Origin of the sequence: Thermogutta sp. (assembly GCF_014359955.1) — a bacterium.
Taxonomy (GTDB): Bacteria; Planctomycetota; Planctomycetia; order Pirellulales; family Thermoguttaceae; genus Thermogutta.
Window position 1 is genome coordinate 1 of the sequence record NZ_JACIYL010000046.1, and the last position, 11,538, is coordinate 11,538.

10 protein-coding genes are annotated in these 11,538 nt (G+C 58.0%); 5 read left to right on the forward strand and 5 right to left on the reverse strand.

What is annotated here, in order from left to right; all coding sequences use genetic code 11:
- The 3 genes from H5U08_RS02770 to H5U08_RS02780 form a co-directional block, all read right to left on the reverse strand.
- Positions 1 to 388 (reverse strand): DUF58 domain-containing protein (locus H5U08_RS02770; RefSeq protein ID WP_297029844.1); only part of this gene is annotated, 388 nt, incomplete at its 3' end.
- Complete coding sequence (locus tag H5U08_RS02775) at positions 385 to 2,631, reverse strand: glutamine amidotransferase (protein ID WP_297029846.1); 2,247 nt, start codon at positions 2,629 to 2,631, stop codon at positions 385 to 387. The genes H5U08_RS02770 and H5U08_RS02775, both read right to left, overlap by 4 nt.
- A 107-nt stretch (positions 2,632 to 2,738) precedes the next feature.
- Positions 2,739 to 3,419: a hypothetical protein gene (locus H5U08_RS02780; RefSeq protein ID WP_297029847.1), complete on the reverse strand. Its 681-nt coding sequence runs from the start codon at positions 3,417 to 3,419 to the stop codon at positions 2,739 to 2,741.
- Between the two features lie 893 nt (positions 3,420 to 4,312).
- Here H5U08_RS02780 and rpmF point away from each other — a divergent pair.
- The 5 genes from rpmF (at position 4,313) to fabF (ending at position 8,209) form a co-directional block, all read left to right on the forward strand.
- Positions 4,313 to 4,537: a 50S ribosomal protein L32 gene (gene rpmF, locus H5U08_RS02785; protein ID WP_297029848.1), complete on the forward strand. Its 225-nt coding sequence runs from the start codon at positions 4,313 to 4,315 to the stop codon at positions 4,535 to 4,537.
- 38 nt (positions 4,538 to 4,575) lie between these two features.
- Positions 4,576 to 5,466 carry an ACP S-malonyltransferase gene (fabD, locus tag H5U08_RS02790; protein WP_297029858.1) on the forward strand — a complete coding sequence of 297 codons (891 nt, stop codon included), beginning with the start codon at positions 4,576 to 4,578 and terminating at the stop codon, positions 5,464 to 5,466.
- A 120-nt stretch (positions 5,467 to 5,586) separates the two neighbouring features.
- The gene (fabG, locus tag H5U08_RS02795; protein WP_297029849.1) at positions 5,587 to 6,360 is read left to right on the forward strand and encodes a 3-oxoacyl-[acyl-carrier-protein] reductase; all 774 of its coding nucleotides are present in this window, start codon (positions 5,587 to 5,589) and stop codon (positions 6,358 to 6,360) included.
- A gap of 332 nt (positions 6,361 to 6,692) precedes the next feature.
- Positions 6,693 to 6,965 carry an acyl carrier protein gene (gene acpP, locus H5U08_RS02800; protein WP_297029850.1) on the forward strand — a complete coding sequence of 91 codons (273 nt, stop codon included), beginning with the start codon at positions 6,693 to 6,695 and terminating at the stop codon, positions 6,963 to 6,965.
- Positions 6,962 to 8,209 (forward strand): beta-ketoacyl-ACP synthase II, encoded by a 1,248-nt coding sequence (gene fabF / locus H5U08_RS02805; protein ID WP_297029852.1) that lies wholly within the window; start codon positions 6,962 to 6,964, stop codon positions 8,207 to 8,209. The genes acpP and fabF overlap by 4 nt, the downstream gene beginning before the upstream one ends.
- 295 nt (positions 8,210 to 8,504) lie before the next feature.
- Here fabF and H5U08_RS02810 read toward each other — a convergent pair whose 3' ends face one another.
- Complete coding sequence (locus H5U08_RS02810; protein ID WP_297029854.1) at positions 8,505 to 8,762, reverse strand: hypothetical protein; 258 nt, start codon at positions 8,760 to 8,762, stop codon at positions 8,505 to 8,507.
- Positions 8,763 to 9,101: 339 nt separating this feature from the next.
- Positions 9,102 to 11,087, reverse strand: a complete 1,986-nt coding sequence (locus tag H5U08_RS02815) for an FHA domain-containing protein (protein ID WP_297029856.1) — start codon at positions 11,085 to 11,087, stop codon at positions 9,102 to 9,104.
- Positions 11,088 to 11,538: the final 451 nt, after the last annotated feature.

Below are 11,538 nucleotides of genomic sequence, written 5' to 3' on the forward strand. Positions count from 1 at the left end.
CAACGGAATCCTGCTGTCGGACCATCATGTAGGAGAGAATCGCTGTGAGATAACACCCATATTCGAGTTTGGTTATTTTCGCGTCGTGCCGGTAGTTCATCGAGCCACTCGCATCCAGCAGAATCTGGACGCGCATGTTGGTCTCTTCTTCGTACTGCTTGACGTACAGCCGCTCCGTCCTGGCAAACATCCTGTAATCAAGATGTCGGGGGTCGTCACCCGGCACGTATTCGCGGTGTTCGGCAAATTCCACGCTAAAGCCTTTATAAGGGCTCGCGTGAAGACCAGTGATGAAGCCCTCCACCACTCCCCGTGCCACGAGCTGCAGGTTTTTGACCCTCGCCAGTGCAGATGGTTCCACATATCGGTAGGCGATCCGCGGGCTCATCGGAGTTGAAACCTCCTGCGGAGAATCCATTCCACCGTAAGCACGGCGACGAATATTGCCCAGAACAGGGGCGGCCAGAACAACGGTTGTTCTACATAGATGTTCTTTTGTCGCTGTTCTTTGTTGAGTTGATCAACCAGATAGTCAGCGGCCGAAATATGGGCGTACCTGCCTCCCGTATCGCTGGCGATGGCCGCCAGAGTTTTTTCATCGAGGTCGAGTTTTTCGAACTCCAGATACGGTCGGCCAACTTCCACGACGATCTTTTCGGCTGTGAGTTTTTGCTCATCCAGCTCGGCTTCCACTTCTATCTCCAGAGGGCCGCTGAAGCGAGGCTCGTAGGAGGCGCTGTAATGTCCTCCCGGTCCCGGGCGGCTCACCAGCGTCACCTTGTCGGAGGCTCCCGACTTGGCCCGAATGGTAGCCACAACCTTGGCTTTGTCGGTGCCCTCTCCTCTTTCGTCGCGGACGACGGCATTGATCTGAATAACTTCGTCCGGCTCGTAAGCCGCTTTGTCAGTACTGGCGACGAGAGACGCCCGAGATTCCACCTGTTCAAATCGCCCGGCCGCCCAGCGGATGAGCTGGCCCCAGAATTGCAGGAAGGGTGACTCCTGATCGAGAACGCGTGGCACCTGCTGCCATTTCCGGGTGGTATCTCCGGTAAAGACGACCGATCTTCCCTGATCGACGGGCATCACCGCGAGGACCGGCATGCGCTCCGGAGTGACCGGACACACTGCCAACACCGTGGCACCTGGCCTGGCGTTCCCCACCCGCGTGCATCCGTCCAAAGGCGGAAGTGCGGTGTCCTCTGGCCCCTTTGACGAGGAAGGGAAAAACCTGGCAATGTTGGCCAGAATGGGGTGTTGACGGCCGTCGGGTGTCAGCTCCGGCAGAAATGGATCTGTCACCTGTCCCATATCCCGTCCGCCAACTTCTACGGGCAGGATTTCACCGATAGGGGTATTCCCATAACCGCCGGGGCCGAGGCTGTGATAACCACCGAGCATAATCAACCCCGCACCCTCCCGAACCCGCTTGACGATCGCCTGCTGCTGCTCTGCGGAGAGGTAGCTGCTATCCAAATCGCCGATCAAAAAGACATCAAACTGACTGAGAGTGTTTTCGTCGGAGGGAATGTCTGAGAGGTTAAGCCCTTCGATATTCGTGCGCTTGACAAACACATTTTTGCGAACCTGCACCATCGCATAAAACTCAATATTCGGATCTTTAGACAAAAACCGATCTACAATGGCCCCATACTCCGCACGCAGAGTTCCCTCCAGATAGAGCACACGAATTTGCGCTTCGACGACCAGGGCGGAGGCGGATCGCTGATTGTTCTCCGCGATTTTCTCCTCACTCACCGGAGGAATTTTAACAGTGTAGGTGTGTCGGCCCTTCACCGTGGGACGGTATTCGAAGACAACTTCCTGAGCTCCCGGCTGATCATCCAGAACCAGTTCCTTCTCTTCGATGAGCTTGTCGTCTTCGTAGAAACCAACTTTGACGACACGCCCCAGCAGCCCCACCGCCTCGACGGAGGCTCGAATCCGGGCCAGGTTATTGAGCATCAGCCGCTCTGGGCAGTCCAGGCCGACAATTTGGATGTCTCTATACGAGGCGCTGTCCCGCAAACTGGCACCAACTCCAATCGCATAGACGGGAATTCTCAGGCGGGCGGAGACCTCCTGGGGCTTGCGGGCTGAATTGTGAATCCCATCTGAGAGGAGAAAAATCCCCTCTATTTCGTTACGCGGAGCGGCCCTCGCCGCCGCTACCAACGCACGAGATAAGGACGTGGCCTCGCCATCTGGGGAGAGCTGGCCCAGTTGGGCCACGGTCAACGTTTCACCTGCCCTTTCCGCAAAAGGGATTACAACAAGCTGGAAGTTATCTCGCAATTTTTCCGCCCACTGGACGATTTTTTCCCGCGCCTGGATAAACCGTGGCACGCCACTGACATCGTCGCTGATTTTCATTGAGGCCGAGCGGTCGAGCAAAAACACGAGCACCGGCTTGCGAGACTCTTCCCGGTAAAAGTGGACCACTGGCCGGAAAAGTAACAGGACGACAATCACGATGGCGATGAGCCGGAGAACAACGAGAGTCTGCCATCGACCGCGTTTCAAATCGCCAAATTTGCGCCAGTAAAAAAAGATGACAAGACCCGCGGCCACAATGAGCACCAGGCCCATTGTGTAGAAACTTGCGCCATTGGCAAGGGAGATATCAATCACTCGTTACGACCAACTCTTCTCAATGTTCCGAATATAGTTTCGCGGTTTCCTTTCGGGGCCACCGCAGGCTGTTCGTTACTCCCGAATCGGGCAGAACAGTCCGCCGACTACCGCCCCCGAGTCCTGGGCCCAGACACCCCTTTGCCACCGGTTTTTTTCATACCCTCCTGGTAGGCCTCTTCACCCAGTCGAATGGCTTTGACGTAGACAAGTGATTTCAAGTCCTGGCCTACCGCTCCTTTGTGGGTCTTGTACAGGATGTAGCGCATGGGTTCAATTTCCGGGCGATAGTTTCCCGTCTTGGCCGCCGTCCCTGGATCCGGCTGGATATAGATCACTTCGGAGAGCGGCCCTTCAATCGTTCTTCCATCGGTGAGTGTCACCCGGTGCACATATTCGCGCAGGGGATACGTTCGACCGGTGTATTCCTTGACGTCGGAAGTCGTCTCCTTGAACCGCCATTCCTTTTCCATCTTTTCGCTGACCACGACACATTCAATCTGTTTCACCCGATTGAGAGGAATCTCGCGTTGCCGCTGCAACTGCGAGTCATAGATTTTTAACCGTTTGTCCCGGGTCATGTAGATTTTCCCCACGATGATCTCCCCATTGGAGAGTTCGATGTAACCGGGGATGGCGTCTTCGCGCTCCGTCACTCTCGGACCAAACGGGTTGATTGCAGGGGGCTCCTCAGCTTGAAGGGCTTGGAGTCCAGCGCAAATGACCAAAATCGCCGTGAGAGCCGATACTGGCTTGCCAAAACTGCGGGTGTTCGTGTGGTTGGCCATCAGCACACCTCATTGATCACCGTTGGCTTGGGACCACGGCTGAATCCGCAAACAACCGGACAGCGTTTTGACGCATTCCCTTCACATTTTTGACGGCGCAGCTTGTGTATTTACCTATTACCTATTGTGCTCAAAAAAGTGGACACCCGCTAGCGCCCGAATGCTTTGCTGGGGAGCTAACCACCAGGCCCCTGTCCCGTCTCCCTTTTTGCAAAGTGGGACATATCACGGGCACGATGTTTTGGAGAAGCCACTCATGAATTGCCCCACCCAGTGGCGCAGCCCGGGTGGAAACGGGTCCCCTGGCGTCTCGCATGACTTGGAGCCAACCGGGATGCTCGGTTGGCGAGGAAGCCGGACCTATTGGGGGACATCTTCCACGGCGTCCGTGGAACACGGCTGGGCACCCTTGTCGTGCCCCAAACTTCGATGGAGGCTTTAACCTCGGAAGGTGGACCTGGTCGGAAGGCGGAGACGGGAAGCACGTCGCTTCAGAAGCGGATCCGACAGTCAGGGTTCTTCCGGCTCGAGTTCTCGCTCCCGCGTCAAACCCCTGTGGATTTTCCGTCCCCCGTCGGGCGGAAAGAAACGGGATTGCGGGGGTGCGTTGCCCGCTCCCCCCACGTTGACGTCACCATGGGAATGCCGTAACATACGAATTTCACGCGCTGAGAGTGCAGCCGCGTGCGACCGGCGGCGCGACGGGAGAATCAACCAAACCGCCACGCAAAAACGCGGGACCGGAATTGGACAGGACCACCCGGCTTGGTCGGTTGGTATCCCTCGGTTGTCGGGTGGGCCGTAGCTGAAGATGAGCTTTTCGATATCGTTCGGCACCTGGGCGGTGCCAACGGGTCGGAAAAGATTCGCTTTTGAAAGAACGGAACGTCGAGATGGCTGTCCCAAAAAGACGACAGAGCAACGCACGTACCGGAGCGCGGCGGGCGCACGATCATTTGATCGTCCCGCCACCTACTTACTGTCCCCAGTGCAACGCCCCCGTTCCGTCGCACGTCATGTGCCCGCGGTGCGGGTATTACATGGGGCGAACGCTGACGGATATGGACGAGCTCGAACGGCTCAAGAAGCAGCGCGAGGCGCGTAAAGGCAAGTCCTGACGAGGTCGGGTGAGGCAACCTTGAGCAGAATCGCATTTTTGTTTCCAGGTCAGGGCGCGCAATTCGTAGGGATGGGTCGCCGGTTGTACGAAACCCTCCCTGCAGCGAGGCAGCTTTACGACCGCGCAAGCCAGATCCTTGGCTACGACCTTGCCAAGCTCTGCTTTGAGGGGCCCTCGGAAGATCTCGACTCGACGGTTGTCAGCCAACCAGCCATATTTGTGACGAGCCTGGCCGCCCTGGAATCGCTTCGCGCTGAGTCGCCCGAGGTTGTGCTCTCCTGCGAAGCGACGGCCGGCCTGAGCCTCGGAGAATACACAGCGCTGGTATTCGCGGGGGTTATTGATTTTGAGGATGGCGTGTGGCTTGTGCAGAAGCGCGGTGAAGCCATGCAAGAGGCTTCCGATGCCACTCCCGGCGGCATGGTCAGTATTCTGGGGCTGGAAAGATCCGAGGTGGAGCGCCTCTGCGAAGCGGCGCGGCAAGGTGAAATTTTACAGATCGCCAATTTGCTGTGTCCGGGCAACATCGTCATTTCCGGAATGCTGAAAGCATGCGAACGGGCGGCGGAGCTGGCGACCCAATTCGGGGCGATGAAGACGGTGCCTCTCGCGGTCGCGGGGGCATTCCATACGCCTATCATGCGGCCGGCGGATGAGCGCCTGGCTGAGGCCCTCGAGCGTGTCACGCTCCGCAGGCCGAGAATACCCGTGATTTCCAACGTCGATGCACGCCCGCACGAAGACCCCGAGGAGATTCGAGCATTGCTCATTCGCCAGGTCGTTCAGCCCGTGCTCTGGGAAGATTCCATGCGCTATCTTCTGGCCGAGGGATTCGACACTTTCTACGAGGTGGGCCCCGGGCGAGTTTTGCGCGGGCTTTTGCGCCGAATCGACCGAAATGTGACTTGCCAGAATGTCGAGGTGTAGGCGGTCCCGGCACTCGGCGCAGCGGGGAAGAAATCGAGGGAATCAGAACTCACCGGTGACGGGGGCGGAAGCACCGCCAACCTGTAGATGTAATCACTCCGACAAACGTAGGAAATCGGTATGAGCGACGGTCAGACGCGAAGGATTCAGGTCGATTTGTCGGGAAAGGTAGCATGTGTCACGGGGGCGGGTCGCGGCATCGGCAGGGCGATTGCCGTTACCCTGGGGCAGGCTGGCGCGAACGTCGCTTGTGTGGATGTGAATCTTGAAGCGGCGCAGGAGACTGCCGCAACCATTCGCAATTTTGGAAAGAGCCAGGCCGAAGCGTTTGCCTGTGACGTAACCGACAGCAACCAGGTTAACGCCACGGTCGAGGCGATTGTGGAGAAGTTCGGTGGGCTCCACATCCTGGTCAACAACGCGGGGATTACCCGTGATGGTCTGTTGCTCCGCATGAAAGACGAACAATGGGACGCCGTCATCGCCGTGAACCTGCGAGGCACGTTCCTGTTCACGCGGGCGGCGGCGCGATATCTCATTCGGGCGGGTGGAGCGCGAGTCATCAACATCGCCAGCATTTCCGGGTTGATGGGCAACCCCGGTCAGGCCAACTACTCCGCTTCCAAAGCGGGAGTCATCGGGTTTACAAGGACGGTGGCCAAAGAGCTGGCATCCCGACAGGTGACGGTGAACGCTATCGCGCCGGGTTTCATCGCTACTGAGATGGCACAGGCTCTGGGGGAGCAAGCTCTGGAAGAGATCAAGAAGCGGACTCCGCTCGGGAGATTGGGTGATCCCCAAGACGTGGCCGATCTCGCGCTGTTTCTGGCGAGCGATTCCGCAGCGTTTATCACGGGAACCGTTATTCGTGTGGACGGGGGACTCGCAGAATAGCCCGGGCAGCGGTCGGCGGGAACGCAACAACATCTTTCCGCGATCGTCGAGCTGCCGCATTGCGGCGGCGATGGCAAGGAGTGGGGCGAGGGCGAGCGAACGCACGGGTTGCTCCCAGCAGCCCAAGGACGGGGACAAATTGTCCGATTTCTTCTGATGCGCCGGCGAAGTCGATATGGACATCGCTGACGAAAATCGGTAAGGTATTAGGATTGCGTAGTCCAGGTAAAGCGTCAGTTGTGGTGGCTATCTCCGTGTGGCGGTGTGTGGGACACTGCCGCCGAAAAGGACTCTGAATGAGACAATTCGCGTAACAGAGGAGGATGACCGCCGTGGCCTCGATTGAAGAACGTGTCATCAATATCGTGGCTGAGAGCTTAGCGACTGATAAAGAGAAGATCACTCGATCGTCCCATTTCGTCAACGATCTGGGCGCCGATTCGCTGGATTTAGCGGAACTTGTCATGGCTTTGGAAGACGAGTTTGATATCTCCATTCCTGAGGAGGTCGCTTCGGAAATCCAGACTGTCGGCCAGGCCATCGACCACATCAAGGCGGCGGTGGAAGGAGAAGGCAGCACGGCAACTGCGGACGAGAATGCATGAAAAGACGCGTCGTTATTACGGGAATGGGAGTCGTCACCCCGCTGAGTTGCCAGGTGGACGACCTGTTCGACCGCCTTTGCCGGGGTGAAAGCGGCATTCGGTTGATCCAGGGGTTTGATACCTCGATCTTTCGGGTCAAATTTGGTGGGGAAATCCAGAATTGGGATCCCGTCGGATATCTGGACCCGAAAGAAGCAAAAAGGATCGACCGATTTGCGCAGTACGCCCTTGTCGCGGCGACGGATGCCGTTCGGCAGGCAGGGATCGATTTTTCTCGCGAAGACCCCTACCGGTGTGCCGCCATTATCGGCTCAGGGGTTGGGGGGCTTGGAGAAATCGAAATGCAACACCGACGGCTCCTGGAAAAGGGGCCGGAACGGGTGTCGGCGTTCACGATCCCGAAGATGATGCTGAATGCGGCCAGCGGTTGCGTATCGATTCAGTTTGGCATCAAAGGGCCCAGCTACGGTGTTGTCACAGCCTGCGCGAGTGCGTCCAGCGCGGTCGTAGAGGCTGCGAAAGAGATCCAGGACGGACGCGTTGACGTTGCGATCACGGGCGGTACGGAGGCAGCCGTAACCCCGCTGGGAATCGCTGGTTTCAGCGCCATGAAGGCCCTTTCTGAACGTAACGATGCCCCCGAGAAAGCCAGTCGCCCGTTCGATCGCGATCGAGACGGGTTTGTTCTGAGCGAAGGAGCGGGCATTGTCGTTCTCGAGGACCTGGAACACGCACGCAAACGGGGCGCGCCAATTCTGGCCGAGCTCCTTGGCTATGGGGTCAGCTCTGATGCCGGTCATATCACCCAGCCGGACGACAACGGGACAGGGGCCGCCAGGGCGATGGCCGATGCCCTCAAAAATGCGGGTTTGAATCCCGAGAACGTTGGCTACATCAATGCCCATGGGACAAGCACCCCGCTGGGTGACCGTGCCGAAACTGTGGCGATCAAGGCCGTTTTCGGTGATTATGCCAAACGCGTCAGCGTATCCAGCACCAAGAGCCAGCTAGGGCATCTGCTGGGTGCCAGCGGCGGTGTGGAGTTGGTGATCTCTGTTTTAGCGGTTCTCCGGGGCGTTATCCCGCCGACGATCAATTACGAAACGCCGGATCCGGAGTGCGATTTGGACTACACGCCCAATGTTGCGCGGGAGCGAAAGATTACCGCCGCAATGTCCAATAGCTTTGGGTTCGGCGGCCATAATGTGTCGCTCATCGTGGGTGCGCTGCGGAACGGTGCCTAGACCGGTGTCCTGCGAGCTTTTTTCAGCCCGCATTTAACCAGTAACGCAGCGTGTCCGACAAAAAGGATTCTGAAAATGAGCGAGGCCGGTGATCATCACCGGCCTCATTTTGTTGGCACGAATTGGTCGATATTTGTCGGCGTCAGTCGTATTTCACTCCGCGTTCTCTCGCTGAACCAGGGCCGACACGGGAAATTGCATACTGTGAGGCCTTGCAACTCCCAACCGCGGGAAACGGAAGTTAGTCAATATCAGGAGTGAGCGATTTTCAGGCCGGTGCGTCTCCAGTTTCCACTCACTTTTGGCCAGTGGCCGGGGTGTTGATCGAGGCCTGGATCTCTTCGAGTCCTCGACCCAACTTTCGTCGCCCACCCGTCTGGGGACCGGCGAGCCGTTTCCATTGTCCGGCGTCCGGACTTGCCCGGAGGACTTCGCCGATTTTTTGTCGGTAGTCGCCGCCGTCCGGTGACGTCCCCAGGCTATCGATGGCGTCTGCCACCCCTAAAAGGACAGCCTGGCGGACTCCTTCCCGAATCCACGCGAAGAAATTCATGGACTCAACCTCCTTGTTTCTACGAGCCTATCGTGGCCAATTGCGAAAGCAATGCCCCTGCTCTTCTTTTTCAGCACGCAGGGTTTCGCAAAGCAAGGAATGTAGCAATTTCTCGAACCTGTTGCCAGCGTGATTTTTGCAGGCCTGGAAAAAGCGGCTTGCCCCCACAGAGGCGGACAAATCAACGCGGAGGTTGGGCATGTCGTCCAAACAACCCTTTCCACCAAAAAAGGGAAATATTGCCAGAAAATATGCGGCGATTGTCTCCGCCCCCAAAGGTGTGCCCCGCCTCTCTTGCAGGACGGACGGCCCTGAGACTGCCCGCTCAGAAGTTGCGTCTTATTCCCCCGGTACGAGGGGCTTATCGGATGGCATAAGTTTTCTCATCTCTCTTCCAATTCGCCGCTCGGCAAGCTGAAGTTGCCCACGTGGATTAACGATCAGTTTTCCGGCAAGGATTGCATATTGGATGCCGTAAACCAGGGCGACGAGGATCGAAACAAACAATGCGATCTTCCCCAGCGCGCTGACTCCCCACAGCCAATCAAGACCGAGGATAACCGCAGCGGCCCCAACCGCGGTCAGAACAACCACCGCCTTTCCGCGCTGGGCTTGATGGAGCTTTGCCCGAGCGTACCGATCGATCGCCGCTTGGGAGGCCAAATTCGCCAGCTCACGCATGGCAGCGAAATTGACGTGCTTTTCCGGGGCCACCGGCCGCTTTCTCGACCCACGCAACCGAGTCAACGTGTTCGTCGGGGGCGGTCGGCGAGTTTTCATCGGCGATTTCTCTCCACTGGTTGTCCCCTGGGAGAGCGTTTCTGCATTTTCGACGCTGGTACCCGTCTCACCTCTGCCCGAAGCCAAGCGAAGTCGGGACAGTAGTTCCCGCATATACTCGCGAACCGCCTGCTCGTGGTCACCCGATTCGGATTGGCCGTGCGGGCTGCACGAGGTCTCGTCGTTCCGCACACGTCCGTTCTCGGATCTTTTGTCGGCCGACAGCCCAGCTTGCTCGGACAGGTACGTAGCCTGGTCCGCCTGAGCGCTCGCTGGATCCTGCGTCCCGCTTTCGCCCCACTGAGCCTCCTGCCGCGTCTGTTCATCCACCGGACCTTTATCCTGTGAGGTGCACAACACACGCGACTCTGACCCGAACCACCCAGCGTCCCCTTCACCATCTCGCAACCCGCCTTGCACAGTCAGGCTTACTCCGCACGATTGCGGTGTATCGTCGCCGGCACCCTCCGGGTATTTTGACAAATCCTTCCCACGAATCGTCGAGATCAAATCCGTCGGGCACGGTTGTTCCTCCGCTATCGCGGCGTCGGGCACCGTTTCCCGTTCGATCTGAAGCCCCACGGATGCCGATTGTCGAGCCTCGTCAACCGATTCGTGATCCGAGCACGACGCCGCCGGCGGTACTTCGCCGTGTTCCTTCGTGCTTTCCTCTGCAATGATTGGATTGGGGGCTGTAAAAGATCGCGGCTCCGTCGATCCGTGAGCCAGTTCGTCCACCCTGTCGGCCAAACGAACCAGGTAACTTTCCAGCCGGCTCACAGATGAGAGACTTTGGGCAAAGCGGTCGGCCAACGATTCGAGTCGGCTTAAGGCTCCCTCAATGGCTGCCAGATTGGCAGTCTCTCCTGCGGAGGGAACATCGAAATCGGCCAGTTCGTGGTCCCTCCCGTCCGGGAGACAGAAGTGCCACTCGACAACTCCACATGGGCTCCAAACTGTTTCGACGGTAACCTGGGGTGACGGAATCTCATTTGGACCAGACTCGCTCGCCAACATCGGCCGACTAGCGCGCTCAGAAGCTCCGTCCCCCTCACTTTCGGCGGTGCGTGTCGGGGCGTTCCAACCTGACACTTTTCCCCCGGCTTGCGACTTGCTTGCGTGACCGACATCGCATTGGTTGAAGGCGTGGTCACCCCGTTCAGAAAACCGGTGCCCCACATCGGAGCCGTCATCGCCGTTCCGATTGCTGTCGGGAGCGAAACGCAAGGTCACCGGACCAATGGCCAGCAGATCGCCGGGATGGAGTACTCCACTACCGGTCGCCTTCCCGTTGTGTAACAAGCGGCCGTTGAGGGCCCGAAAGACGGTCCTTTCCCGGCCGCGAATGATCAGGCAGTGGTGGGGCGCCACTCCCCGGGCCACCAGACGCAGCGTGCAACCCGGAGAGGACCCTACAAGAATTCGCGATGATTGCAATTCGAGTCGCCGTCCGTGATGAGTGGAGCCTTCAATCGCAAAGACCGTCCCCCGTGCGACGTCTTCGGGGCTCAGCACACTTGGCGGGATGAGCTGTGCGGTGACCATTGTTCGCCTCATGGAGCATTTCAATACACTATTTTGTGGGGTATCAATAGCCACTTATTTGGTATTCACTTCGGTACCGGCGGCGCTATCATTTCATGGCCTGAGCGACACGGCACACCGCGCGATGGTTTTGCCTCACGCTCGACCAACCGATAGGTGACTTGTCCAGCCGCGTTTTTTCAGCGAACCAAACGGAGTCCTGGTGCGTCCAAAATGACCGGCCTGATTTGCCCGGTCCACAGCGGGTCCTAGCGTGATCCTAGTGTGATCTAGAGTACCGAAAGCGGGCTGTCAAATGGTTCGCCGGCGGGGTGACTAGAACTGCGGAAATATCTTGGATATATTTTTTGGTTTTGTCGATTATCCGATAGCGCTTGGCGGACGATTGATCCGGAGCGACTAAAAAGAATGCGGGTGTGGCAGTCTTGCCAACTTGGCACGCCATTTGCTC

Bases quoted from the DNA above. Each gene is read 5' to 3' on its own strand.
- H5U08_RS02815 (WP_297029856.1), bottom strand. From the start codon at position 11,087: ATGGTCACCGCACAGCTCATCCCGCCAAGTGTGCTGAGCCCCGAAGAC.
- fabF (WP_297029852.1), top strand. From the start codon at position 6,962: ATGAAAAGACGCGTCGTTATTACGGGAATGGGAGTCGTCACCCCGCTG.
- H5U08_RS02780 (WP_297029847.1), bottom strand. From the start codon at position 3,419: ATGGCCAACCACACGAACACCCGCAGTTTTGGCAAGCCAGTATCGGCT.
- rpmF (WP_297029848.1), top strand. From the start codon at position 4,313: ATGGCTGTCCCAAAAAGACGACAGAGCAACGCACGTACCGGAGCGCGG.
- H5U08_RS02810 (WP_297029854.1), bottom strand. From the start codon at position 8,762: ATGAATTTCTTCGCGTGGATTCGGGAAGGAGTCCGCCAGGCTGTCCTT.
- fabG (WP_297029849.1), top strand. From the start codon at position 5,587: ATGAGCGACGGTCAGACGCGAAGGATTCAGGTCGATTTGTCGGGAAAG.